Source organism: Bacillus sp. OV166 (assembly GCF_900177675.1).
In the GTDB taxonomy this organism is placed as follows: domain Bacteria; phylum Bacillota; class Bacilli; order Bacillales; family Cytobacillaceae; genus Neobacillus.
The window spans coordinates 5,259,054-5,285,175 of record NZ_FXWM01000001.1; the positions used below are offsets into that span (position 1 = coordinate 5,259,054).

Here is a 26,122-nt window from a genome sequence, read left to right on the forward strand (position 1 = left end):
CTTCAGGACGGATTGGCTTATGACCCCGAGCCCCCAGGCGCTGGAGCTAGACAACACGGAGAGGGTTAGCGCATTCGTGCTTGACTTATCGTAGGGCTGAGAGCGAAGTCCACTAGCAGTTGGGCGCTGGAGCTGGATTCAGAGAATAAAAAAAAGTGCCCATCGTTATGAGCACGTTATATTAATTAACCCCGATGTAATCATTGACAATTGCAAATTCACCGATAGTCCTGAAACGGTTGTAACGATCAGCAATTAATTCATCTTCTGAAAGCTTTAGCAGCTGCTGCAACGCCGTCTTAAGTACATTATCAATTTCTTCTGCTTGCTTGATTGCATCTCTTTGGGCACCGCCCTTAATTTCGGGAATGATCCCATCAATGACGCCTAGTACTTTTAAGTCCGGTGCGGTTATTTTCATTGTTTCGGCTGCATTTTTAGCCAGAGCTGCATCTTTCCATAATATTGCCGCAGCACCCTCCGGTGAAATAACCGAGTAGGTTGAATTCTCCAGCATATAGATACGATTACCAACTCCAAGTGCAAGAGCGCCGCCACTCCCGCCTTCACCAATCACTATACACACCACTGGAACCCTAAGACCAGCCATTTCGAACAAATTGCGAGCAATTGCTTCACTTTGCCCGCGTTCTTCTGCTGCCTTTCCAGGATAGGCACCCTTTGTATCAATGAAACAAATAATCGGTCGATTAAATTTATCTGCTTGTTTCATTAATCGAAGTGCTTTTCTGTAGCCTTCTGGATGTGGCATTCCAAAGTTTCTGCGAATATTCTCTTTCGTGTCTCTTCCGCGCTGGTGGCCAATCACTGTTACAGGTAATCCTTTATATTTAGCAATTCCGCCCACTATTGCCTCATCATCAGCAAAGGTTCGGTCGCCATGACATTCAAAGAAATTCTCAAACAGATAGGGAATATAATCTAGCGTTGTCGGCCTGTTTGGAAGACGAGCAATTTGTACCCGATCCCAAGGCTTAATGTTTTCATAGATACTCTGCTCAAGCTTTTCAAGCCTAGTCTCTAATTTGCTAATTTCTGAACTTAAGTCAACATCCGCGGTTTTGGTGAACTCTTTTAAATCAGTGATTTTCTTTCTCAACTCGATGACCGGGCGTTCAAATTCTAATTCTCCTACCATCTGAGCACACCTCCAGGTTGATGGATTTCTAGAATGTTTGTGACTTTCTCAACTAGGTCATTTCGAACGATGATTGCATCCAACTGACCGTGTTTTAACAGAAACTCTGACGTTTGAAAATCCTCAGGCAATTCTTCGCGGATGGATTGTTCAATAACTCTCCGTCCGGCAAATGCGATGAGCGCGCCTGGTTCAGCAAGGTTGAAATCTCCCAATGATGCGAAGCTCGCAGATACACCACCAGTTGTCGGGTGCGTCATTATCGAAATGATTAATCCACCATTATTACTAAACCTTTTTAAGGCAACACTTGTTTTTGCCATTTGCATTAAACTTAAGGCACCCTCTTGCATTCTCGCTCCACCTGATGCGGTAAAAATAATAAACGGAACATTTAACTCATCCGCTTTTTCAATTGCTAGTGTAATTTTTTCGCCAACAACCGATCCCATGCTTCCCATTCGGAACGTGGCATCCATAATGGCGAGAACAATTTTATGACCGTTAACTGTTCCTATTCCAGTGACAACAGCCTCGTTCAATTTACTCTTTTGTCGGTCTTTTTCAAGCTTTTCAAGGTAGTCAGGAAAGTTTAATGGATTTTTTGAAATCATATTATCATTCATTTCCATGAAACTTCCTTCATCAATGAAAGTGTCAATCCGTTCTTTTGAGTTCATTGGAAAATGATGACCGCAATGCAAACATATTTTTAAATTTTTCATTAATTCTTTTGTATACATAATCTTCTTACATGAAGGACACTTTGACATAATTCCTTCAGGAACATCATTTTTTGCAGTTTCCGTCGGTATTTGAGCATATTTCTTCTTTTTTGTATGATTTTTTGAAAAAAGATCTTTTAGCGCCAAAAATTAAACCTCCCTTGTGTTACGATAACTCTGGCAAGTTTCTCCAATTATTACTATTAAGAAGTTTTTCTATTCATGCTAAACTTCATACATCCATAGTGGTCAGACCACCATTGAAATAAAAATACCCTATCTTAGGGCTTGGTTAACCTACACTATAAATTAAAATGAGTTAAAAATCTGTTAGTATTTGTCGTTAAAAACAGACAAATTACGTAGATTGTAATAAGCAGATAGTGTTTTGGCTTCCTTCTTTTCAGACAGGGCCTCAATTAGTAATAGATAGTCTTGACGAGGATTGACAATTTTTTTTGAATCAAGCGAATGGTAATACTCTTTTAAAATAGACCAAATTCTAGAGAAAAGGTGGTTATCAGCAATTTCAATAATTTGATAAAAAAACTCATCATCATTTACGCTGTTATCTTGATTTGCCCATTCTTTCAAATTCACTATATTTTTGTTATCTATTTTTTGCAAGGCTAATCTTAGACAGTCCATCTCAATATAACACTTTGTCTCAAAAACATCACGTTTCGCTTTTTCATCCTGTAAAATAAATGTACTAAGAAGCTGGACAAGATGATTGCCCCGAAAGTCGCGAATAAACGTCCCTTCGCCCCTCCGTGTTTCAATTAACCCAAGCAATTCTAATGCCCTAAGTGCCTCTCTAACGGAAGAGCGCCCGAAATTCAGGCGCTCCGACAATTCTCGTTCAGATGGGATCTTATCTCCGGATTGTAATCCATCGATTGTTATCATTTCTCGTAACTGCTTAACAATCTCTAAATATACCTTAGTCTTGTTTCCCACTAACGTATCACTCACTTTTGCCAATAATAGCGAGCCTCTTTGTTTTTTCCTTTATTTCTTCAGGATCAACCTTAATGCGGGCAACCCCGGTTTCCATTGCTGCTTTTGCGACTGCTGCTGCAACATCTGGAGCAACTCTCGGATCAAAAGGTCCGGGAATGACATAGTCGGAATTCAGCTCATCTGGACTGATTAGATTGGCAATAGCTTCTACTGCCGCGACTTTCATTTTTTCATTTATATGGGTGGCACGAACATCGAGTGCCCCACGGAAAATTCCCGGGAATGCAAGAACATTGTTAACTTGGTTTGGAAAATCTGAACGGCCTGTTCCGACCACTTTTGCTCCTGCTGCTTTTGCCACATCAGGCATAATTTCAGGGTCAGGATTGGCCATAGCAAAAATAATAGAATCTGGATTCATTGATGCTACCATTTCTTTTGTAAGTGCACCTGCAACCGAAACTCCGATAAAAACATCCGCACCTTTAATTACATCTGCAAGGCTGCCTGTAAGGTTATCTCGGTTTGTATATTTCGCTACTTCAGCTTTAACTGCATTCATACCCTGTGGACGCCCTTCGTAGATGGCGCCTTTTGTATCACACATAATTATGTCCCTAACACCGTAACTATATAACAATTTAATAATGGCAATCCCCGCTGCACCAGCACCGTTTGCGACCACTTTAATTTCTGTCATTTTTTTGCCGATAAGCTTAAGTGCGTTGACAAGACCTGCAACCGTAACAATTGCTGTCCCATGCTGATCATCATGAAAGATTGGAATATTTGCTTCCTTTTTTAATCTTTCCTCAATTACGAAACAATTTGGAGCAGCAATATCTTCAAGATTTACGCCTCCAAAAGTAGGTTCAAGTAATTTTACAGTTTCAACAATTTTGTCAACATCAGTTGTGTTCAAACAGATGGGAAAAGCATCAACACCAGCAAAGCTTTTAAATAGTACTGCTTTACCTTCCATAACAGGGAGAGCTGCCTCAGGTCCAATATTACCAAGTCCAAGAACAGCGGTGCCATCAGATACAACTGCAACCATGTTCCCTTTCATGGTATATTCGTAAACCAATTCTGGTTTCTCATAAATATCTTTGCATGGCTCTGCAACACCTGGTGAATAAGCTAAACTTAAATCATGTGCATTTCGGACTAAAACTTTTGATTTCGACTCTAACTTTCCCTTATTAATTCGATGCATATGTAATGCTTCTTCCCGTAATGTCAAGATAGTTCACCCCTCAAATTTTTACAAAAGATTATTTAACATCCCGCTATATGTAGTTCGATTTTGTGGTGGTCAGACCACACTTGTCTCATTATCACTATAACATATCTTCGAAAGTTGTAAAGAATTATTCCTTCAGGACAACATTTTTTGGACCTAGCACATTTCTTAATAATTGCAGTAATTCGGGGGTAGGATTGATATTATTTTCTGACCCCAGTCTAATTGTTTTCCGGTTTTTTTCATAGTGTAAGATCACTGCTGCAGTTCCTTGATTTTCTTTTAGCAGCTGATTTAATTGCTGGAGGGAAGATTCATCCTGTTTATCCTCAACTATTTTCAAATATAAAACTGACTGTATAACCGTTTTAGTTTGTAACCACTCCTCTAAGTTTGAAACTTGTTGAATGATAAATTGCTGCTTCCCTTCACGTTCCTCTATTTTCCCTTCAATCAATAAAAATTTCCCATGCCCTAATAGATGCGAATATTTTTTGTAAACATTCGGGAATGCCACTGCTTCCATTTCGCCGCTTGCATCACTTACCGTTAAAAAGGCCATTGAATCGCCTTTCCTGGTACGAATGGATTTCATAGAGGTGATATAAACGCCTGATGAAATCCTTTGGGTTTGATTTTTGATCCCAAACAGAGCATGTGCCCCTGCATGTTTGAGTTGCTCTTCATAAATAGAGACCGGATGGTCCGAAAGATAAAAGCCAAGTGCTTCTTTTTCAAATGTCAGCTTATTCTCCAGACTAATGGGATCGACTTGCATATAGTTAGGCTTTGGTATGAATTCTTCTTCAAATAAATCAAATTGATTATTTTCAGACGGCTTAAATATTTGTGCATGCTCCATCGCTACATCTAAACTGGCGAGCAGAACGGCACGATCCTCACCAAATTCATCAAAGCAGCCAGAATGGACCAGGAACTCAAGCGTTTTTCGATTGATGGCTTTTGAGGAAACCCGAATACAAAAATCAAATAAGTCTACAAATCTTTTCTTTTTCCTTGCCTGAAAGATCTCTTTTAAGGCGGCAGCCCCTACGCTTTTAATGGCTGCTAAGCTGTAACGTATTCCTTCATGTTCAACTTGAAAGGAGTAACCACTATTATTGATGGATGGAGGCAGGATCTTGATTTCCTTTTGTTTTGTTTCCATGATGTATTGTGCTATTTTCGTATCATTTCCGATTGCCGATGTAAGCAGGCCGGCCATAAAATAAACCGGGTAATTTGCTTTTAAAAAAGCTAACTGGTAAGCAATCATACTATAGGCAACAGCGTGACTTCGGTTAAAGCCATAATTAGCAAAACGAACAATTAAATCGTAAATGTCGTTGGCTAGTGTTTGATCATACCCTTTTCTTAGCGCTCCCTGGACAAAATGACTCCGCTCTTTATCAAGAATATCCTTTTTCTTTTTTCCGACCGCTCTTCTTAAAAGGTCGGCTTCACCAAGTGAAAAACCAGCCATTTTCGAAGCAATTTGCATAATTTGCTCTTGGTAAACAATGACGCCATATGTATTCTCAAGGATAGGCTGCAAATCAGGGTGTGGATATTCGACTTTCTTTACGCGGTGTTTTCGATCAATAAAGAGTGGGATATTTTCCATTGGTCCTGGACGGTACAAGGCATTGACTGCCACAATATCTTCAAATCGGGAAGGTTTTAAGCGGGTTAGAACTTTGCGCATCCCTTCAGATTCCAGCTGAAATATACCTGTCGTTTCTCCGCCCGCTAACAGGTTGAAGGTCACAGTGTCCTCTAATGGAATCGAGTTGATGTTTATTTTCTTACCAGTTTTCCGATAGATAGAAGATAAAATTGAATCGATTAATGTAAGGTTCCGTAAGCCTAGAAAGTCCATTTTCAAGAGCCCGATTTCTTCGAGATGTTCCATTGAAAATTGCGTTAAATATACATGGTTAGACCCGCGTTGAATGGGGATTAAATCAATTAGCTGTTTCTCACTTATGACCACACCAGCTGCATGGGTGGAAGTGTGGCGCGGTAGACCTTCTAGTTTTAAAGCCGTTTCAAAAAGCCGTTGATTCATCGGGCTTTCCTTAATAAATTTTCTAAGTGGTTCCGATTCTTTATAGGCTCCTTGCAGGTTTATTCCTAATCGCGACGGAATCGTCCTTGATAAATGTTCCAGTTCCTTTGAATTTAACCCGAAAACCTTACCGACATCCCTTAATGCAGCTTTTGCTGCGAGGGTTCCAAAAGTTACGATTTGCGCGACATGTAGTTCACCGTATTTCGCCGCAACGTAATTAATCACCTCATCGCGCCGATGATCTGGAAAATCAATATCAATATCAGGCATCGAAATCCGCTCAGGATTTAGAAATCGTTCAAATAATAGATTATGCTTTAATGGGTCAACATCAGTTATGTATAAAACATAAGCAACAAGCGAACCTGCTGCCGAGCCCCTTCCTGGACCTGTTAGAATTCCCTGCGCGCGGGCATATCTCATAAAATCCCAAACAATTAAAAAGTAGTTGCTAAATTCCATTCGCTTAATGACCGATAGTTCATAGGACAAACGATCATAATATTCCTGAGATGGGGCAGAAAAACGTTCGCTTAATCCCTGATTGCACAACACTTCAAGGTACTCCTCAGCTGGAATTCCATTCTCCGTTGGGAATGTTGGCAGATAGGTCTTATTCAGTTCAATGTTAAAGTCGCATCTGTTTGCAATCCTGTGTGTATTTTCTAATGCATCCGGTACATCAGAAAAGCGATCCACCATTTCACTAGCAGTTTTTAAATAGAACTGATCGTTTTCCAACTTTTCTCTGTGATCGTCCTGCAATTTATCGCCATTTTTTATGGCTAACAAACACTCTTGGGCAAACATATCTTCTTTTTCTAAATAATAGACCTGATTTGTCGCTACCAGCGGGACATTCATTTCTTTTGAAATCAAGTTAAACTGATTTCTGATTGTTATTTCTTGTTCGAGTTGATGATTTTGAATCCCTAGAAAAAAGCAGTTTCTGCCGAAGATGGTATCTAGTTTTCTTATTATATTTCTGGCAATTTCTTCTTCACCATTTAAGATGGACTGCTCAATTTCTCCTTCTAGTCCAGGTGTGATAGCTATAAGCCCTTCCGAATAATGTTTCAACCATCTGAGCGGAATCCCATGATCACTTTTTGTTTGAACCGTACTAGATATCTTTAATAGATTTTTATATCCATGATCATTTTCTGCGAGTAAGACCAATGGATAGGACTCGTTATTGTTGTTTTCACTTTCTACATCCACTGTTAACCCGATGATGGGTTTAAGATTATTTTTCTTACACAACTTATAAAATTCAATCGTTCCGTACATGACGTTTCTGTCGGTTAAGGCGATCGCAGAAAAGCCTTTTTTTTGTGCATTTTCAATTAAATCCGGGACAGATGCCGTACTTGTTAATAAACTATATGCACTATATACATGTAGGTGAATAAAAGACATATTGTCACACCCTTAATTCCATAATCTCTCCCTTTATTATAGAACTTAATTTGAAAAAAGGAAAATATGTTCTTATTTTTAGGCGTTATTAAACTTGGCTGTTGATTTCCGCTCTAGGTGCTTCGCTCCAATCAACTGGCTATAAAATCAACAATGACCTTTAACTCTGCCTATTTTTAAAAACATATTTGTAATTGTTTGTCCATATAAATGAGTATTGGGATTGATTATGGATAAGGGCGGTTGACGAGATGAAAGAAATTGGTTTTTTTCCTGCTTTTATAGAAAGCTACTTTATTGCCTTAGGTGTGGTGCTTGGTGGTTCGCTTATTGGTGGTATAGCCTCATTTCTAACCGGACAGCCACCGCTAACGACCGTTTACCGCTTATCATCAGCGCTTCGAATTTGGGCGATTGTTTCTGCGATTGGCGGGACATTTGACGCGGTTTATACGTTTGAAAGAGGTTTGTTTGATGCGAATACAAAGGATCTTTTCAAACAATTTTTATTAATACTCTCTGCCTTAGGCGGGGCCCAGACTGGTGCCCTCCTGATTAATTGGTTAACCCAGGAGCATATCTCATCATGAGAATCCCGCCATTATATCGAAGACCTTCCTGGCAGCGTTTTTTTGGAGGAATGGCCGTAGGTGGTGTGATTAGCTGGTGTATTTTTTTATATATTTATGGGGTTTGGCAGGAAAAGAACACCGAATTAATTCGGACACAAGCGAAGGAAATTATTGACTTAAACGGAGAGAAAAAAATTTGGCAGGAAGAATATAAAGAAATTAATAAGCGAAATATTGAACAGCTTACAGTCCAGAAAATCAACATTAGAATTACAAACTGGGAAAAATATAAACTTGATTCTTTAAGTGTATTGGAGACAGAAGACTCGGTTAGAGATGATATTAGCATGATGATTGCAAAAGATATCGAAACAGTCTACAAAAGTAAGGACCTTTTGAAAAAAATTATTGAAAATAAACCAATTAAAATCAATGATAAAAGGTATAAACTAAAGGTTAAAGAAATGGTTTTTTATACAAACCTATCGATCCAATTAGAGATTCAGTTTGAATAATAAAAAATCGACCCTCACTCTCACGAGGGCCGATTTTTCTATTTGTTGGCTCAGTTAAACTTAGCTGTTGATTTCCGCTCCAGGGTTTTGCGGTTCGCGGGCGGGTCCGGGGAGTCTTCGCGCCTTCCGCTCCAATCAACTTGGCTATAAAATCAACAATGACTTTAACTCATCCTATTTTTTAAAAGAATAATTTTCACATACTTCGTCAAGTGCTTTCAATACATCGTCCACTTCGTTCCAAGAATAGATGGATGCTCCTGATGCAAGTGGATGCCCCCCGCCTTTGAACTTCCTTGCGACTCCATTGATGACAGGACCCTTTGAACGCAGACGTACCCTTATCTGTTCGGCTTCCTCGATGAAGAAAACCCACGCCTTTATTCCTTTTACATTTCCTAATGTTCCAACTAAGAGGGATGCCTCTGCGGGTTTTGCATTGTATTCTTGTAATAGTTCTTTTGTTAGCTTAACGGAGGCAACACCGTTATTCTGTAACTCAAAATTTTGGAGTATAAAACCGTTTAATTTAATGATATTGGTATCCAATTCATACATCTTGTCAAATAGCTCAGTCCGTGAAAAATTGTAATGAATTAATTCCCCAGCATACCCCAGTGTTTTTTCCGTCGTACTCGGAAAAAGAAATCTTCCAGTATCACCGACAATTCCAGCGTATAACAATCTCGCTGCTGCATCATTCATTTTTAGCCCTTTGTCTTTTCCGTTTAAATAAAATTCATAAATCATTTCGCTGCACGAGCTAGCGCTTGTATCCACCCATAATAAATCACCATACGGGTCCTCATTTGGATGATGATCAATTTTTATTAACTTTTCACCCAGAGAATAACGCTTGTCACAAATCCTTTCAGCATTTGCGGTATCACAAACGATCACTAATGCACCCTTATATACTTCATCTTCAATCACATCAAGCCTGCGCATGTAATGAAGGGTTGGTTCCTCTAGACCAACGGCATAAATCTTTTTATTCGGGTAGGATTCTTGAAGAATCGCTGCCAATCCACCTTGTGAACCGTAGGCATCAGGATCTGGACGGACGTGACGATGAATAATGATGGTTTCAAATTGTTCAATCTCTGCTAAAATCTGCTCAATCATGTGCAATGCTCCTTTACCAACTAATAAACCAAATGTGGTATTTTTTTGTTTTTACAGTTACAATAATAGAAGATTTTCTATACTTGGAGGAAATAATATGTTTGTACTGGTTGTATTAATTGCTATACTATTTGCTTTCTATCTATTTTATAAAACAAAATACTTCAGAAGCAACCGTTTAGTAGAAAAGAAATGGCTTGCTGCTAAATCAAATATTGCCTTAGGGCTTTTTGTCTTTTTATTTGGAGTTAATCACATGCTATTTATTTCCGAAACAACGGTTATGTATATAGTTGCCGCAGTATTTATTGTTTATGGAGCACTATTTAGCTGGATCGGTTTCAAAAAATATAAACATTACCTTCCATTCGCAATCGAGGAAGCAAAAAATTTTGAACTGCAAAAATAAATATAGAAGCCGCTTCTCCATTGGTGAAGCGGCTTTTTTAAAGTATATAACTTTGATAATTGTCCAGCTCCAGCGCCCAGCGGCTAGTGTACTTCGCTAAACAGGCGCTTCCGCTTTTCTAGTTCCTATCAAGCAATTGACACATCATCATTGCTTTTCCAACTAATATTCCTTCATTGAAAACTTCTACATCCACTTTTCCAAATTTACGTCCAACTTCAAGTACTTTCGGATAAATTTCTAATACACTCTCCATTTGAACAGGTTTAATAAAGTATATAGTCATATTTTCAACGACAAGATCGCCTTTTTTATAGCTCCGTAATACCCGGTTTGCTGCATCAGAGACAATCGTTGTAAACACACCGTAAGAGATTGTTCCAAGTTGGTTGGTCATTTGTGGGGTTACTTCGCAAGAGTAAACCTCTTCTCCTTTTGCTTTTCCCTGCATTAATACCATTTGATTTGTAACGATATCGTCGAGAGTTTCCCCGACCTGTGGCTGCCGCTGGTTCATTTGTAATGCTTTTAAAACATCCTGCCTGCTAATAATACCTTCCAAACGGTTTGAGTCATCTGTAACAGGAAGTACTTCAATTCCTTCCCAGACCATGGTATGTGCAGTTGAAGCCACACTTGTCTTCCCATTTACCGACATGGGGTGCTTGGTCATAATTTTATCGATGGATGCTTCTAAATCCTGACCTAAAATGTCCTTACTTGTCACCATCCCTTGAATCTTCATGTTTTGGTCAACAACTGGGTAGCGGCTGTGTGCAGTTTCTTGATTAAATTCATGCCATTTTGACACCCTATCCGACGTTTTTAGATAAAAAGTATCAGCAAGAGGGGTTAAAATATCTTCGACTAAAATAATTTCTTTTTTGATTAATTGGTCATAAATCGCCCGGTTAATCATGGTTGCGACCGTAAACGTATCATAGCTCGTTGAAATGACCGGTATTTCTAGTTTATCTGCTAGCTTTTTGATATGATCGTCAGCATCAAATCCACCGGTTATGAGCACAGCGGCTCCAGCTTTTAAAGCAAGTTCATGCGCCTGAGTCCGGTTCCCGACTATTAATAGGTTACCAGCCTCAGTATAGCGCATCATGGCTTCTAATTTCATGGCACCAATAACAAATTTATTTAGGGTTTTATGCAAGCCCGTTCTTCCGCCCAATACCTGACCATCAACAATATTTACTACCTCAGCAAAAGTAAGTTTTTCAATATTCTCTTTCTTTTTCCGTTCTATTCTAATCGTTCCAACTCGTTCGATGGTACTTACATATCCTTTGTTTTCCGCTTCTTTAATCGCACGGTAGGCTGTACCTTCACTGACAGACATCGCCTTGGCAATTTGTCTGACAGATATCTTTTCTCCAATAGGGAGACGATCAATATATTGTAATATTTGTTCATGCTTAGTGGCCAAGACCTTCACCCTTTATAGTCAAATTCCAATTATTCTATTTAGAATAACCCGGATTACATATAATTTTTATTATAGAGTGTTGAAAGCCTTGATTCAATGTGGATTCTCACATTACTCTTAATTCTCAATGATAGAACCTAGATTTCTTCCTAGATCGTCGCTCCGATTGAAGTTTATGTCCTTGCTTTTTGGGGCTATAAAGAAGGCCAGTAAGATTTCCAGCGATAACGATTAAGGCAAATGAGAGCCAGGCTAATGAAAATATCCCTTGAGCCCCATCAGCATAAATCGATAATCTTGGTGCTCCATAATAAAGCAAGATGCCACAGAGTAACAGGCAAAGTAAATATCTGTTCTTTTTCAATTTTATTTCCTCCCCCTAAAAGACTGCTTGTTCCATATTTATGCATAGTGGAGGGAAAAAAGTATGTAAATCACCCAAGATCAATTAAATTTCGATGGCTTCGCCTGGTTGGAGTACTTTACCATTTTTATCTTCCAGCAACTCAATAAACTTGAACGGGTCTTGTTTGATTGGCGGGAAGGTATTGTAGTGGATCGGCACAACTGTTTTAGCTTTTAACAGCATGGCTGCGTATGCTGCATCTTCAGGCCCCATTGTAAAATTATCACCTATGGGCAGGAAGGCTACTTCAATCGGATGGCGCTCACCAATCAACTTCATATCTGAAAATAACCCCGTATCACCAGCATGATAAATCGTCTTTCCTTCATTCATAAATAAGATTCCAGCAGGCATGCCGCAATAGATGAGTTCATTATTTTCTGTTGTAAAGCTTGATCCATGAAAGGCCTGAGTTAGTTTAACTTTGCCAAACTCAAATTGATGGGCACCACCAATGTGCATGCCATGGGTATTAACTCCCTGCCAGCTTAAGTAGGTAGATATTTCGTGGTTAGCAACGACAAGGGAGTTATTTTTCTTTGCCAGCTCGACCGTATCCCCGACATGGTCATTGTGACCATGCGATAAAATAATGACATCTGGTCTTAGTTCCTCCACTTTCAAGTCCGTCAATTGATTACCATTTATGAAGGGGTCAATTAAGATGGTTTTCCCGTTTGTTTGAATTTGTACAACTGAATGTCCATGATACGAAATTTTCATTAGACTTGCTCCTCTCGGTTTTCATATAGTATATACTTCCATACAATAACTGTAATTCCTTCCATATCTCTAGTTTAATCCTAATATATTGATTTTAAGCAAGGAGAAGTAAAAGGTGGTCAGTTAGTTTACATTTCAAGTTTTAATTGATAATCTCATCATAGGACATGAATTACATAGGGGGAGTAAAATGAATCAGCGATTAACTAAGCTTCAAACATGGATGAGAGAAAACGATATTGAAGTTAGCTTCCTAACCTCATCAGAGAATGTATTTTATTTAAGCGGATATTACACCAATCCACATGAACGCTTGCTTGCACTGGCTGTTTTTCAGACGCACGAGCCATTCCTTGTCTGCCCTGGAATGGAAGTCCATGATGCCAAACGTTCTGGCTGGGACTATGAAATTCTCGGCTATAGCGACATTGACAATCCATGGGAAATGATTCTAAATTCCATCAATAAAAGAATAAACCATGTGGCAAAAGCAGCTATTGAAAAAGAGCATATGAATGTGGAACGTTATGAACAACTCTCAAAGTTATTCCCGCAGGCATCATTTGTTTCTGCAGAAGAAAAGTTACAAATACTTCGCATGATTAAAGATGCCAAGGAATTAAAAATTATTGAAGAGGCCTGTGCCCTTGCCGATTACGCAGTTGAATTCGGTGCTAGTGAAATCAAGGAAGGCAAAACGGAGTTGGAAATACTTAATGCCTTAGAATACGCCCTAAAACAAAAGGGTGTGACCGAAATGTCGTTTTCGACAATGGTGCTTACTGGGGCAAATGCAGCTTCCCCTCATGGAAACCCTGGAGAAACAAAAATTCAAAAAGGCGATCTTGTTTTATTTGATTTGGGAGTGGTCGTTGACAGGTATTGTTCTGATATCACTAGAACGGTTGCTTATGGGGACATTAATGACAAGCAAAAGGAAATCTATGACACCGTATTAAAAGCCCAGCTTGCTGCCATTGAAGCAAGCAAACCAGGGGTTCGTGCAGCCGAAGTGGACTTAACTGCCCGTCGAATCATTGCTGAAGCCGGATTCGGAGAGTATTTTCCACACCGCCTTGGGCATGGCCTCGGGATAAGCGTGCATGAATACCCATCTCTAACCGAGACAAATGACCTTATTATTGAAGAAGGTATGGTATACACGATTGAACCAGGTATCTATGTACCAAATGTGGCTGGTGTTCGCATTGAAGACGATTTGTTTATTACCGCAGACGGGGCAAAGGTCCTAACAAAATTCCCAAAAGAGTTACAGATCATTAAATAATTTCTTTTGGACTTTTTTTACATTGAAATCTGTGAAGAGTTGATATATTATATAAATACAAGCTGCGTTGTTCGTAGTCATAATAAAGTTTTAACCTTTAAGCTGTAAAAGGGAGTTTAACCATTGGAGCTCGAATGACAAGCCTCTGTCTATAAGACCTGGAGGACATGCAGAAAAGTTTCTGAGAACACCCACTTTGAGGAGTGGTGGTTTAAAACTTTCTTATATTAATACGGCAAATGCGGCTACATATTTAGTTTTATAAAACCAGTTCCTTTTTAGGAGCTGGTTTTATTTTTATTAAATGCTTTGTTAATAATTTTAGACTTTTTACGCCAAATGTGCCCAATTTCAAAGTTCCTGGCTCTTTTCAGTCACGTAGAACCTCTCTACGTTACCCTTTTCTCTGGTACTGGCTCTTTTCGGGCACGTAGAATCACCCTTTATAAAAAGGAGGAGGGACATATCCGTCCCTCCTCCTTGCTAGTTAATCATTATTTTTCCAACAATGTTTTGGTATCTAAAAATCCAAGCCCGTGTGCGTCTGCGACTGCTTCATAAGTCACATACCCGCCTAGTGTGTTGATACCCTTCAATAATGCTTCATTGCTGAGACATGCTTGTTTGTACCCCTTGTTGGCAATTTGAACCGCATATGGTACGGTTACGTTTGTTAGCGCAATGGTTGATGTTCTTGGTACTGCACCAGGCATATTGGCAACAGCATAATGGACAACATCATGCTTCACATAAGTTGGATTATCATGAGTAGTAATCCGATCAGTTGTTTCAAAAATTCCACCTTGGTCGATTGCAATATCGACAACGACACTGCCAGGTTTCATGGATTGAATCATCGCTTCCGTTACAAGTTTCGGTGCTTTCGCCCCTGGAATAAGAACAGCACCAATGACCAAATCCGACTCCCTTACAGCTTCGGCAATATTATAAGGATTGGACATTAAGGTTGTCACATCGGATCCAAAAATATCATCTAATTGACGAAGTCGATCTGGATTTAAATCAATAATGGTCACTTTTGCGCCTAAACCAATCGCCATTTTAGCCGCATTCGTTCCAGCCACACCGCCGCCAATAATAGTTACTGTTCCTCTTTGGACTCCTGGGACTCCGGATAGAAGAATACCCATCCCTCCATGAACCTTCTCAAGGAATTGAGCACCAATTTGAGCAGCCATTCTTCCAGCGACCTCACTCATCGGTGTTAATAATGGTAAACTTCTATTAGGTAACTGAACCGTTTCATAGGCTATACCCACTACTTTTTTATCAATCAATGCTTTGGTTAATTCTGGTTCAGGTGCAAGATGTAAGTATGTAAATAATATTAAGCCTTCTCGGAAGTATTTATATTCGCTAGGAAGCGGTTCTTTAACCTTCATCACCATTTCCATGGACCATGCTTCTTCTGCTGTATCTACTAATTTCGCACCAGCAGTTTCATAATCCTCATTTAAAAAACCTGAGCCTAGCCCTGCTCCTTTTTCAATAAAAACCTCATGACCAAATTTCACCAAATTGACCACTCCAGCAGGTGTCATGGCTACACGGTTTTCATTATTTTTGATTTCCGTAGGTACTCCGATCCGCATGTGTTTCCCTCCAAGTATTATTATTCATAGAAAAATAGACCATGCCAATTTTATTATAACCTTTTTCATCCTAGTTGATGATAACAAATAGTCATTTGATTTCCACAAAAAAATATAGCAAAAGCTTTGCCGATTATGGCAAAGCCTATGTTTTTATGATTCATTAATAATAAGGATAATAAGGGTATGGGTATGGGTATGGCGGATAGTAAGGATATCCGTAACCATATCCGTAGCCTGGAGATAATAAGGCACCTGCAGCTAACCCAGTTAAGAATGGGAACCCGAATCCAAATCCAAATGGTCTGCCAAAGCCAAATCCAAATGGTCTGCCGAATCCACCAAATCCAAATCCTGGACGACCGAAACCACCAAATCCAAATCCTGGACGACCAAATCCACCAAATCCAAATCCTGGACGGCCGAATCCACCAAATCCAAATCCTGGACGGCCAAATCCACCAAAGTGTCCGAAACCTCCGTGACCGAATCCACCATGAATCCTTTCATCTGCAGGATTCACATCATAGTGCAAATCAATGTTATTAGGCATTCCATACATTTCTGTACTCATAATTCTCCTCCTCATTCTAATTAAATGACACACTAAAGAATATGCATATACAAAAACATATTCTTGGGTATTTGCCCGTATTTACAAAAATTCCAAGACATTTGTCCAAGAACAAGAGGCACAAGTGCCTTCTAATTCAATAAAAAAAACTGTCCCTTATTTAGGACAGTCCCACATTACTACACCATTTAACTCTCAGTACCAGCAAAATCATTACTTTCAGCAAGTGCTGTTCCTTCGCCAATAAAACCACTATTATACGAATTCATAATTTGTTGGCTTACTTCAATCGTACCCTTTTCGTCAAACTCAAACAAATACTTTTTATTCTGGTCATGGTTTACCATCCGACAATCTCCTTTCCTTTGTAAACTACCTTTATATTGTTCGAAAAATTGCAACAGTTATTCCTTGTTAAATAATGTATAATTTAAGTAAGGAGATGATAAATCATGGGACTTCAATATCAGAATATTTTAGTCGCTATTGATGGGTCAAAAGAAGCAGATTGGGCTTTTAAAAAGGGAATTGAAATTGCCAAAAGAAATGATGCCACCCTATTATTAGTCCATGTTATTGACACTAGGACGTTTACATTAATTGAGGCTTACGATACAGTTATTGGTGATCGGGCAGAAAAGCTTGCAAAAGATATGCTTGAAAATTATCTAAAACAAGCGGAGGATGCAGGATTAACAAAAGTGCAATATGAAATAGACTACGGCTCTCCTAAAATAAGAATTCCTAGAGATCTGGCTAAGAAACACAATGTTGATTTAATTCTCTGCGGTGCTACTGGATTAAATGTAGTGGAAAGGTTCTTTATCGGCAGTGTTTCTGAACATATCACCCGATATGCAGCTTGTGACGTTCTCGTCGTACGCACAGACAAAGATTCCGAATAAATATGAAGTTTTCAAAAGCACGCAGCAATGATGCTTCGTGCTTTTTTATACACTAAATTTACCTTAAAAATAGGTTTGTAGAGAATGGTTTATATATGTATAGTATAATAAAATACTAATAAACAGATTGGAGGCAACTATATGAAAGAATATTTTTCATTTGATGATCGTCTTGGTATCGAGCTCCCCGATTTAACAATGGAATTGGCTGATTACAGCATAGAAACACAGGAAGAGATTCTCTTATATTGGGAACAAGTTCGCGGCTCTATCCCGGACCGGATTGGAGAACTAGAAATCCAAATTAATCAGAAACAAGCACTTCTTTCGAATGAAAGTAATTTCCCTCGCTCCTGTCAACTGAACACCGAAATTGCGGAACTAGCTTCGATTATTAATGATTTATGGCTATGGTACCGAGCAAACGAAGTTCTTTCAACAAAAGTCCATCAATAAAAAACTCCCTTTCTCCATCGAAAAAGGGAGTTTTCTCTATTAAAGGTCTTTTTGTATTTCTCTCACTACATGGCCAAGTTCAGGTAAAATTAATTTATTCATCGCTAGTTTCACTGCACCAGTTGAGCCTGGAGTGGAGAATACGGCTTTATTTTTTATCACACCCGCAATGGCCCTTGAAAGAATTGCAGCGCTGCCAATATCGTCTTGATAGCTCAACATCCTGAACAATTCTCCAAATCCAACAATTTCTTTATCTAGTAGATTTTGTACGGTTTCTATCGTTACGTCTCGCTTAGCAATCCCTGTGCCGCCATTTGTTAAAATGACATCAATTACTTCTTTTGAACAGCCCTTTACTATTTCATCATGAATTGGTGCGGCCTCATCTTTTACAATTACGTAATCTATAATTTTGTGACCAGCTTGTTCAAGCAGGTCCATCATCAGTTTACCACTTTTGTCTGTTTCGCTATTTCTGGTATCACTAACTGTGATTACTTTACAATTAACCGTCCTTGGGGATTCCTTTTTATGTTCTTGAGTACTCATCCAACAAACTCCTCTTTTTCTTTTAGGTAGCGAAGTTGGTAATATTTATGGGCTAAATCAGTTACCTTTCTCGTTAACTGATAATTAGAGCCAGCACCAATCGCCATACTGACAAGCGGGATACCTTGTATCATCTTTTTTCGAAACAATGTAATAACCAACGCTTTCAATAGTTGCTGCACTGGCTGTTCAATCCATGTAATATCTATAATTTCTTCATTTCCTTTATAAAAATAATAGTCATCCCGATTCTCCAATTCATCCATCAACGAGGTCCATCCCTCTAGTTGAAGCCTTGGCGGCAATGTTGCCGTATGAAACACCTTCAGAGAGGTCATCATTTCAAACGGGGTATTAACCTCAATCCCATAGGTCATTGCAATTAATTGAACAGCCCTTAAATTAATAACGGCTATTGCTGGTATGTCTGTGCTTAGAAGAAGTGGACCACCAGTCCCAGCTAAACCACCTTGAGCAAAAGAGTAAAGACGATGCCTCGCAATTTGCTGCTCTGCAATGTATTGTAATTGCTCAATTTTTAATTGGCGTAAGTCTTCTACTTTATCTAAGTCTTTATGGAATATCCTACCCGCAGAAAGAATTCTCTCCTTTGCATCCATCTGAAGCTGCGAGCCTTGTATCATATTATGTAAATGAAACAGCCAACTATCAATAACAGTAAAGAATTGCCGTTGAACCTTTTCAGGTAATAATAAGAATGATTGTTGCAGATATTTTTCATAAGTTAATTGGAAATCATTGGGCTCAAAATCACGTAAATTTCTTTCCCAATTCTGTATTTCATTCAAGACCTTTGCTTCACGGTCTGTTAATGGCATGATCGATTCCCCTCCACAGCAAGGCTTTCTATTTCCAGTATATCACAATGAAATAAAAGGATAAAAAGGCAAAAGGCAAAAGCCATTAAATTAGCTTTTGCCTTCTGTTTATTAATGAGTATTTGCTAATCGAACGACGTCTCTAGCAATCATTACTTCTTCATTAGTCGGTATAATTAATACTTTAACTGGTGAGTGTGGATAGTTTATGAATGTTTCTTCGCCTCTCACTTTGTTCAAAGCAGGGTCCCAATAAACACCCATAAATTCAAGGCCTCTTAAGATCTTCTCCCTAATCGTATCACTATTTTCACCGATACCAGCTGTGAAAATAATTGCATCTACACCATTCATTCTTGAAGCATAGGAACCGATGTATTTATGGATACGGTTTGCAAATACATCTAGAGCAAGTTGAGCGCGGTCATTACCCTTTTTAGCTTCGATTTCAATATCCCTTAAATCACTAGAGAAGCCTGACATAGCGAGCATACCACTCTTTTTATTCAAAACATCAAGTACTTCATCCGCTGTTTTATTTGTTTTTTCCATAATATAAGGAATGAGTGCAGGGTCAATATTACCTGAGCGAGTTCCCATCGTTACCCCTGCAAGTGGTGTGAAGCCCATAGATGTATCAATCGACATACCACTTTCAATCGCAGCAATACTTGCTCCATTCCCTAAATGACACGAAATAAGGCGAAGTTGTTCAACGGGTCGACCTAGTAACTCTGCAGCACGTTGTGAAACATATTTATGTGATGTTCCATGAAAGCCATACTTACGAATGCCATACTTTTCGTAATACTCCATTGGCAGGCTATACAGGTAAGAACTATCTGGCATCGTTTGGTGGAAAGCCGTATCAAAAACAGCTACTGCAGGAACATTTGGGAGCACACTCATGAAAGCTTTAATTCCTGTAAGATTTGCTGGGTTATGCAAAGGTGCAAGTTCTGATAATTCATCAATTTTCTTTAATACTTCATCTGTGATAAGCACTGAGTCATTAAATGTTTCACCACCATGGACTACTCGGTGTCCCATTCCGACAATCTCATCAAGTGATTTGATAATCCCTAAGGTGGTTAGTTTATCCAAAAGCATTTTAACCGCGACTTCATGATCAGGAATATCACTGATTTCTTGGACTTTTTCTCCATTTACTGTAATATTAAAAATCGAATCCTTCAAACCGATTCTTTCAATTAATCCTTTTGTAATAACATCTTCGCTTGGCATTTCAAACAATTGAAACTTCAAGGAAGAGCTTCCTGCATTAATTGCAATAATTTTTGCCATTTTTGTTACCGCTCCTTTTATATAACAACACTGGTTTGGAGTTATTTTTGTTAGTTCAACATTATTTTGCTCAAACCGCTCTTGATTATTTCCTTACTCATTTAATCATTGTGTATATTATATTTCAAGGTATAATTCACATGGCAGCGTTTACATTACGAATGTTAATATATTCACATATTTCGGTAATTTTATAAGATTTATAACACTCAGAAACAAAGGATGAGCAAGGTTTAAACCCTGTTCATCCTTTGTTCTCTTGGAACCATTTTTCCATTTTAGATATTATTTTATCCATTTCTACTGCATTCGAAAGGCTAGGCAAATCGACAAGTAATGCCTGCTTTGGCGGTAGCACGCCTAAACCCTTTTTTTGAAGGATGATGATACTCTTAGCTGTGTTTTTATTATTAAACATGCTCGTAGGTAATTGTAACAATCCTTGCACAATGACATGCTCTTTAAAGAATTCACTTAGTTGAGAGGCTTGTTCACTTTCAAATAAACCATTAGGAATAATAAAGAATAAATACCCACCAGGTGCTGTATACATGACACTTTGCTCAATGAATAAATGATGGGAATAGGTATGTCCCTCATCTGCCTTAACTTGATACTCCGCTGCTCTGACATCATTCGGATAATATCCAACAGGTAAATCACCGATGACCGCATCTACGGGGTCGATAAGCAGTGGCTCAAGGCTGTCTTGATTGAAGAGTTGAATAGGGTGCTCTTGTAAATTTGCATTAACATAGGCAAGCTTAATTAACAGGTCATCAATCTCCACACCGACAGAATCTACTTTTTTTTGCAGGTGATTTAATACAGTTGTTAACAAATTACCGGTTCCTACAGCTGGGTCAAGCAAGCGGAATGTTGACTGTTTCATAAATCTATTTACTAAATAACCGACAAGTATCCCCACTGTATCAGGTGTCATTTGATGGTTAGGCTGAACACTTTCTTTCATCCCTTTTAAAATGACAAGCTGATATGCCTTTCGAAGTTCCTCGTTTGAAAATTTGTTTAAATTGATCTGTTCATATTGTTTCTTAATCCTTTTTTCTGTTAGTTCGCTGACCTCAGCCTGAAGGATAGAGCCATGAAATAAATTCTCGCCAGTTTCTGCAAGTGCCTCTAAATATGTACAATTAAGTTCTTCCTGTAAAAGAAGTGCTGTTTCATTAAATAGCGTAAAAAGTTGTTCTACTGGAGAAACGTTCATCTTTTCCCCTCCCTCTTTAAATTCCTTATCCATTTTAATCGAGTATAGCTATTTTATACAAGTTTTAACCAAACAAAAAGGCCTCTCAATACCGAGGCCTTCTGCTTTACTATTTTGCAGCCTTTGCAGCTTCAATTGCTGCTTCGTAGTTAGGGTGGTTTGTTGCTTCACTAACATACTCAACATATGTCACTGTATCATTTGAATCAACAACAAATACAGCACGAGCCAGTAGTCTTAATTCTTGGATAGCAACCCCATATGCTTCTCCAAATGATAGGTCACGGTGATCAGATAACGTTTGAACATTTTCTATTCCGCTTGCAGCACACCAGCGCTTTTGTGCAAATGGTAAGTCCATGCTTACAGTTAAAATTTTCACGTTGCCTAAGCTGTTTGCTTCTTCATTAAACCGGCGTGTTTCTGCATCACACACACCCGTATCCAAAGATGGGACGGAAGTAATTAAACGCACTTGACCCTTTGTATTCTCTAATGTTACTGCTGATAAGTCATTCGCTAGGACTGTGAAGTTAGGCGCTTTGTCCCCTACCTTTACTTCATTGCCTAATAGAGTAATTGGGTTTCCTTTAAATGTTACATTTGCCATAATACATCCTCCTTTGTCGTATCCAAGTTCAAGCGATTGTTGTAAACCACTTCACTTCAAATATGTACAGTGTAAATATATCTTTTCAAAATCTATTTTGCAATTATTTAGACTTAATCGAAAATCATAAGCGTCTGTTTAGCTACATGAAAAAAGTTAACCTTCCTAATCCTCTGGAAGATTAACCTTTCCAACTATAATTCAAGCTCTTCTTTTGGTTTATGCTCGTTTTTAGACCCTTGCGAACTATTTTGCTGTTGGCCTTGGTCCTTTTTTGAGAACATTTGCTGAATTTTATCAATCGCTGATGGAGCAAGTTCAAGTATTTTCTCATACAAATGGGTGCTTTCATCTAGGTGAAGCATTTTAACTCCATGAGAGTTGACAATTAAAAAAGCAATTGGGGTAATAGAAACACCGCCCCCGCTCCCTCCCCCAAATGGATGGGATGAACCTTTACTTTGTCCTTGACCTTGTTCTTTTCCTTGTCCTTGTCCTTGACCTTGACTTTGAGATCCTTCGAGCTTAAATTCACTACCACCTGCAGCAAATCCAAAGCCTACTTTCGATACTGTCAAAATAACACTGCCGTCTGGGGTCTCAACTGGGTCCCCTATAATCGTATTAACGTCAATCATTTCTTTCAAACTTTCCATTGCAGTTGTCATCAAACCTTGAATTGGGTGGTCAGACATGGCTGTTTCCTCCTTTTTCAAACGGATTTTGTTTTATCATTTGCAAAATTAGTTTTCTTTTTAAAGTGCGGAAGTCCGCCCTTCCAGAATCTAAACAGTTTTAATCCTGCTAGAATAGCATACCCGATACGAAACTGAATAATACATGTAAATCTTGTTTGAATTACGGCTGCTTGAAAGTGTGGGGTAACCGTTATTTTGGGCATTTCTTTAAGTTTGAAATACTGACTGAGAAGCCCTATGATGCTCCCCTTAAAGGCCCATATTGCTCCGGTAATTGTCCCTGTGTGCGCCGCATCTCCTAGACCAATCAGCGTATTCCATTCTAAGCCTTTCATTGTGACCTTCCGAAAAAATTTCCTGACAATACGATGTAATCCGAACACATGATTAAGTAATTTTTTGGCATTTGATAAATTAGTCTCCACATCTTCAGTTGTGATTTGATTCGAGCCTTTTTTAGTTGATTCTCCTGCGGAATCGCCCATTTTAGTATTACTTTCTACAACTATGCTAGGAGAATTATCATCCACTTTTATTAACGGAACATTAATTGTATATTTTATTAACCCGAACCATATCTTTAATTTTATCTTTAGCTCGTCGTTGTCATTATGATGATAATAATTAATAAGGATCGTTAATTTAGTAAAAAGAATGAGAATGAATAAGAGCAATAGAATGGACAAAACCAGGAGCACCCAAAACAATTTCAATCACAACCTTTCAGCGGGTAGTATTTGCTTTTATACAAAAAAATAAACCTACCAACAATTGTTGATAGGTTTATTTTCACCGTTCCACATGGATAACTGTCGTGTCAGTGAAGAGATCATGCAAGCCCTGTTTTTTTGGTAAAAAAGCGACAATGATATATCCGAAGATAATCGTTGCCGATATAAATCGGCCAATCCATTCACGAAAGAGAATGGTTCCCCAAGTCAATTGATTATTTTTTAAATCGACTACCTTCAATCCAAACACCATTTTCCCAAGGGTTTGATTAAAATATTTTGTCATCAAGACGAAATATAAATAAAAGATGACCGCCGATGAAATGGATACTGGCGCAAACATATTGGTTTCTGATAAAGGAATATCCAATAATCGAAATATAGGTTTAATTAGCAGCCGTACAATGCTTCCTACGACCACTAAATCAAGCAGATACGCCCAAAAGCGCATCCAGAAGCCCGCATAACGAACTGTATAATTTTCCTTTCCGTCAGTCGTGGTTTCTTGATATTCATTTATTTCCATTAATTAGACCCCCTATTCTGCATACAGATACATGAGACGTGGAGAATTCGGCTTCGAAAGTATTTGCATTAATCCAGCCATTTCAACGTTTTCACCCATTAATTTCTTTGCCTGCATAGTAAATAAGGAACCCAAACCAAGAGAATCTGAATAACGGACCACCTGCGCACCTTTGAGCTTTTCTTGTTTTTTCATAAGCTTCACTACATCGTCTAAGTAGCCAAATCCATCAATTAGGTGTAAATTCTTTGCTTGTCGTCCATCGTAAACACGGCCGTCAGCAATTTTTTTCACCTGGGCGACTGGCAAGTTACGCCCTTCAGAAATCACTTTAACAAATCCTTCATAGGAATTATTAATCATCGACTGTAATATTTGCCGTTCTTCATCTGTCATTTTTCTTGTTGGGCTCATTATGTCCTTATGCTTGCCGCTTTTTATGGTGACAAAATCAACCCCATACTTATCAGCAAGACCTTCATAATTGACGCCTTCCATAATAACCCCTAGGCTGCCCGTCATCGTCTCAGGACTTGCATAAATCTTTTTTGCAGCAGTTGAAATATAATATCCTCCTGACGCTGCCATTGAACCCATTGATATATAGACTGGTTTTTTACTGTTTCTTTGAATTTCAACTAGCTTATCGTGAATCTCTGCACTTTCAACCACGCCGCCGCCCGGTGAGTTGACCTTTACTATTATCCCTTTTACAGAATCATCTTCGTTTATGTAGTTTAACTTTTTCATAAAATCCTGATGATTATAGCCTGAACTTCCAAGCAAAGAAGCTGATTCCCCTGTGTCCTGAATGACACCATTTACATCGAGAATCACTATTTTCTTTAATTGGTTGCCTTCTTTGACAACCTCTTCCGTAAAAGGCTGCTCAGCTGATGCCATAAAGTCGGTAAAATCAGTTTGTATTCCTTTAAAAGCAGTAGCAGATAAAAAATTAATTACCACAGAAACAAAAAATAACGCTGCCGCAATCCCTAAAGCGGCCCACCGTTTTCCATTCATAGAAATGTAAGTCCCCCTTTTTCTTTTGTCTAAAATTTATGTCCTGCTTTTATATTGTTTCTATAAAATGCTAAACTAATTTCAGACTAACATTATTTTACCAAAGATTATTTATGGGTTGGATAATCATGTTACAATTATCTATCTTTTTACAGGGGGTACATAAAATGGCAAACAGACGTAATATTTACTTTTATCACAAACGGGATGCTGACATGCTTTCAAAGGTAGCGCCTCTAGTGGAAGTTGCAAACCGGTATGGTTTTACGATTGTCAGCGATTACCGAAACGCTAATATTATTGCCAGTGTAGGTGATGACGGCACATTTCTACAAGCTGTTAGGAAAACAGGCTTCCGTGATGATTGCCTTTATATGGGGATTTCAACCAATGATAGTTTGAATATGTATTGTGATTTCCGAATTAATGATATTTCAAAAATGATTGAAGTTATTATTACAAATGAAAATATAAAAGTCCGTCGGTATCCGCTAATTGAGGTTTCTGTTGATGGGCAAGGTACTTTTCCTTGCTTAAACGAATTCAGCATCCGCTCTTCAATCATAAAGACACTAGTGGTAGATGTCTTTATTAACCAGCTCCATTTAGAAACTTTCCGCGGGGATGGACTAATTGTTGCCACACCAACTGGAAGTACTGCTTATAACAAATCGGTGAACGGGTCGATTGTTGACCCCCTTCTACCCTGCATGCAGGTTAGTGAAGTAGCATCCCTAAATACAAACAGTTACCGGACATTAGGTTCCTCCTTTATTGTTGGAAATGAAAGGACACTTACACTCAAAGTAATATCCGAAGGCAATGATCATCCAACCATGGGGATGGATAATGAAGCATTAAGCATTCGACACGTTGAGAAAATCAGCATAAGAATAAGTGATAGAAAGTTAAAAACACTCAAACTAAAAGACAACTCCTTCTGGGAAAAAGTGAAACGGACTTTTTTATAAAGCTAAAAAAACCTTATCCTATGTCAGCGATAAGG

28 protein-coding genes and 1 other RNA gene are annotated in these 26,122 nt (G+C 38.6%); 8 read left to right on the forward strand and 21 right to left on the reverse strand.

All coding sequences use genetic code 11. From position 1 onward, the window contains the following. Positions 1–181: 181 nt before the first annotated feature. From accA to dnaE, 5 genes are all read right to left on the reverse strand, one after another. A complete protein-coding gene (accA, locus tag CCK98_RS25900; protein WP_088089232.1) occupies positions 182–1,159 on the reverse strand; it encodes an acetyl-CoA carboxylase carboxyl transferase subunit alpha in 978 nt (325 codons plus the stop codon). Next, positions 1,153–2,031, reverse strand: a complete 879-nt coding sequence (accD, locus tag CCK98_RS25905) for an acetyl-CoA carboxylase, carboxyltransferase subunit beta (protein ID WP_088089233.1) — start codon at positions 2,029–2,031, stop codon at positions 1,153–1,155. The genes accA and accD overlap by 7 nt, the downstream gene beginning before the upstream one ends. Positions 2,032–2,214: 183 nt before the next feature. After that, entirely contained in the window at positions 2,215–2,868 is a 654-nt protein-coding gene (locus CCK98_RS25910) for a FadR/GntR family transcriptional regulator (RefSeq protein WP_256942463.1), read from the reverse strand. Then, positions 2,852–4,090: an NADP-dependent malic enzyme gene (locus tag CCK98_RS25915; RefSeq protein WP_088089234.1), complete on the reverse strand. Its 1,239-nt coding sequence runs from the start codon at positions 4,088–4,090 to the stop codon at positions 2,852–2,854. The genes CCK98_RS25910 and CCK98_RS25915 overlap by 17 nt, the downstream gene beginning before the upstream one ends. A gap of 127 nt (positions 4,091–4,217) precedes the next feature. Beyond that, the gene (gene dnaE / locus CCK98_RS25920; RefSeq protein ID WP_088089235.1) at positions 4,218–7,580 is read right to left on the reverse strand and encodes a DNA polymerase III subunit alpha; all 3,363 of its coding nucleotides are present in this window, start codon (positions 7,578–7,580) and stop codon (positions 4,218–4,220) included. Between the two features lie 251 nt (positions 7,581–7,831). On the opposite strand from dnaE, the gene CCK98_RS25925 reads away from it, so the two are divergent. Then, the gene (locus CCK98_RS25925) at positions 7,832–8,170 is read left to right on the forward strand and encodes a YtrH family sporulation protein (protein WP_088089236.1); all 339 of its coding nucleotides are present in this window, start codon (positions 7,832–7,834) and stop codon (positions 8,168–8,170) included. After that, on the forward strand, positions 8,167–8,667 hold the full coding sequence (ytrI, locus tag CCK98_RS25930) for a sporulation membrane protein YtrI (RefSeq protein ID WP_088089237.1): 501 nt from the start codon (positions 8,167–8,169) through the stop codon (positions 8,665–8,667). Before CCK98_RS25925 ends, ytrI begins: the two co-directional genes overlap by 4 nt. 174 nt (positions 8,668–8,841) lie before the next feature. On the opposite strand, the gene CCK98_RS25935 is transcribed toward ytrI, so the two are convergent. After that, on the reverse strand, positions 8,842–9,792 hold the full coding sequence (locus CCK98_RS25935; RefSeq protein WP_088089238.1) for a bifunctional oligoribonuclease/PAP phosphatase NrnA: 951 nt from the start codon (positions 9,790–9,792) through the stop codon (positions 8,842–8,844). A 97-nt stretch (positions 9,793–9,889) separates the two neighbouring features. Between CCK98_RS25935 and CCK98_RS25940 the strand changes: the two genes are divergently transcribed. Beyond that, the gene (locus CCK98_RS25940; protein ID WP_088089239.1) at positions 9,890–10,201 is read left to right on the forward strand and encodes a YtpI family protein; all 312 of its coding nucleotides are present in this window, start codon (positions 9,890–9,892) and stop codon (positions 10,199–10,201) included. 118 nt (positions 10,202–10,319) lie between these two features. Here CCK98_RS25940 and CCK98_RS25945 read toward each other — a convergent pair whose 3' ends face one another. The 3 genes from CCK98_RS25945 to CCK98_RS25955 form a co-directional block, all read right to left on the reverse strand. Next, entirely contained in the window at positions 10,320–11,639 is a 1,320-nt protein-coding gene (locus tag CCK98_RS25945) for a CBS domain-containing protein (RefSeq protein ID WP_088089240.1), read from the reverse strand. A gap of 124 nt (positions 11,640–11,763) precedes the next feature. After that, positions 11,764–12,003: a hypothetical protein gene (locus tag CCK98_RS25950; RefSeq protein WP_088089241.1), complete on the reverse strand. Its 240-nt coding sequence runs from the start codon at positions 12,001–12,003 to the stop codon at positions 11,764–11,766. 84 nt (positions 12,004–12,087) lie between these two features. After that, positions 12,088–12,768 (reverse strand): metal-dependent hydrolase, encoded by a 681-nt coding sequence (locus CCK98_RS25955; RefSeq protein ID WP_088089242.1) that lies wholly within the window; start codon positions 12,766–12,768, stop codon positions 12,088–12,090. Between the two features lie 190 nt (positions 12,769–12,958). Here CCK98_RS25955 and CCK98_RS25960 point away from each other — a divergent pair, with 190 nt between their 5' ends. Beyond that, entirely contained in the window at positions 12,959–14,056 is a 1,098-nt protein-coding gene (locus CCK98_RS25960) for a Xaa-Pro peptidase family protein (protein WP_088089243.1), read from the forward strand. A 56-nt stretch (positions 14,057–14,112) separates the two neighbouring features. Further along, positions 14,113–14,308, forward strand: a non-coding RNA gene (gene ssrS / locus CCK98_RS25965) — 6S RNA. 242 nt (positions 14,309–14,550) lie between these two features. On the opposite strand, the gene ald is transcribed toward ssrS, so the two are convergent. The 3 genes from ald to CCK98_RS35630 form a co-directional block, all read right to left on the reverse strand. Then, positions 14,551–15,669, reverse strand: a complete 1,119-nt coding sequence (gene ald, locus CCK98_RS25970; RefSeq protein WP_088089244.1) for an alanine dehydrogenase — start codon at positions 15,667–15,669, stop codon at positions 14,551–14,553. Positions 15,670–15,832: 163 nt separating this feature from the next. Next, positions 15,833–16,243, reverse strand: a complete 411-nt coding sequence (locus tag CCK98_RS25975) for a hypothetical protein (RefSeq protein WP_179195928.1) — start codon at positions 16,241–16,243, stop codon at positions 15,833–15,835. A 188-nt stretch (positions 16,244–16,431) separates the two neighbouring features. After that, positions 16,432–16,590 (reverse strand): hypothetical protein, encoded by a 159-nt coding sequence (locus tag CCK98_RS35630; protein WP_179195929.1) that lies wholly within the window; start codon positions 16,588–16,590, stop codon positions 16,432–16,434. A gap of 105 nt (positions 16,591–16,695) precedes the next feature. Between CCK98_RS35630 and CCK98_RS25980 the strand changes: the two genes are divergently transcribed. Together CCK98_RS25980 and CCK98_RS25985 are read left to right on the forward strand one after the other, a co-directional pair. Further along, the gene (locus CCK98_RS25980; protein WP_088089245.1) at positions 16,696–17,148 is read left to right on the forward strand and encodes a universal stress protein; all 453 of its coding nucleotides are present in this window, start codon (positions 16,696–16,698) and stop codon (positions 17,146–17,148) included. 141 nt (positions 17,149–17,289) lie between these two features. Then, the gene (locus CCK98_RS25985; protein ID WP_088089246.1) at positions 17,290–17,604 is read left to right on the forward strand and encodes a hypothetical protein; all 315 of its coding nucleotides are present in this window, start codon (positions 17,290–17,292) and stop codon (positions 17,602–17,604) included. A 39-nt stretch (positions 17,605–17,643) separates the two neighbouring features. Here CCK98_RS25985 and CCK98_RS25990 read toward each other — a convergent pair whose 3' ends face one another. The 9 genes from CCK98_RS25990 to sppA form a co-directional block, all read right to left on the reverse strand. Then, positions 17,644–18,156, reverse strand: coding sequence for a molybdenum cofactor biosynthesis protein B (locus CCK98_RS25990; RefSeq protein WP_088089247.1), 513 nt, complete (start codon positions 18,154–18,156; stop codon positions 17,644–17,646). Then, a complete protein-coding gene (locus tag CCK98_RS25995) occupies positions 18,153–18,995 on the reverse strand; it encodes an EcsC family protein (protein ID WP_088089248.1) in 843 nt (280 codons plus the stop codon). Before CCK98_RS25995 ends, CCK98_RS25990 begins: the two co-directional genes overlap by 4 nt. Before the next feature lie 111 nt (positions 18,996–19,106). Next, the gene (locus CCK98_RS26000) at positions 19,107–20,300 is read right to left on the reverse strand and encodes an acetate kinase (RefSeq protein ID WP_088089249.1); all 1,194 of its coding nucleotides are present in this window, start codon (positions 20,298–20,300) and stop codon (positions 19,107–19,109) included. Positions 20,301–20,544: 244 nt separating this feature from the next. After that, a complete protein-coding gene (locus CCK98_RS26005) occupies positions 20,545–21,528 on the reverse strand; it encodes a class I SAM-dependent methyltransferase (protein WP_088089250.1) in 984 nt (327 codons plus the stop codon). A gap of 109 nt (positions 21,529–21,637) precedes the next feature. After that, on the reverse strand, positions 21,638–22,138 hold the full coding sequence (tpx, locus tag CCK98_RS26010; RefSeq protein WP_088089251.1) for a thiol peroxidase: 501 nt from the start codon (positions 22,136–22,138) through the stop codon (positions 21,638–21,640). 194 nt (positions 22,139–22,332) lie between these two features. Further along, positions 22,333–22,833: a GerW family sporulation protein gene (gene ytfJ / locus CCK98_RS26015; RefSeq protein ID WP_088089252.1), complete on the reverse strand. Its 501-nt coding sequence runs from the start codon at positions 22,831–22,833 to the stop codon at positions 22,333–22,335. Between the two features lie 17 nt (positions 22,834–22,850). Next, positions 22,851–23,522 (reverse strand): DUF2953 domain-containing protein, encoded by a 672-nt coding sequence (locus CCK98_RS26020; protein ID WP_256942464.1) that lies wholly within the window; start codon positions 23,520–23,522, stop codon positions 22,851–22,853. Between the two features lie 103 nt (positions 23,523–23,625). Further along, positions 23,626–24,093 carry an RDD family protein gene (locus tag CCK98_RS26025; protein ID WP_088089254.1) on the reverse strand — a complete coding sequence of 156 codons (468 nt, stop codon included), beginning with the start codon at positions 24,091–24,093 and terminating at the stop codon, positions 23,626–23,628. Between the two features lie 12 nt (positions 24,094–24,105). Continuing rightward, positions 24,106–25,116, reverse strand: a complete 1,011-nt coding sequence (gene sppA, locus CCK98_RS26030) for a signal peptide peptidase SppA (RefSeq protein WP_088089255.1) — start codon at positions 25,114–25,116, stop codon at positions 24,106–24,108. A 167-nt stretch (positions 25,117–25,283) separates the two neighbouring features. Between sppA and CCK98_RS26035 the strand changes: the two genes are divergently transcribed. Beyond that, positions 25,284–26,087 (forward strand): NAD kinase, encoded by an 804-nt coding sequence (locus CCK98_RS26035; protein ID WP_088089256.1) that lies wholly within the window; start codon positions 25,284–25,286, stop codon positions 26,085–26,087. Positions 26,088–26,122 lie beyond the last annotated feature (35 nt).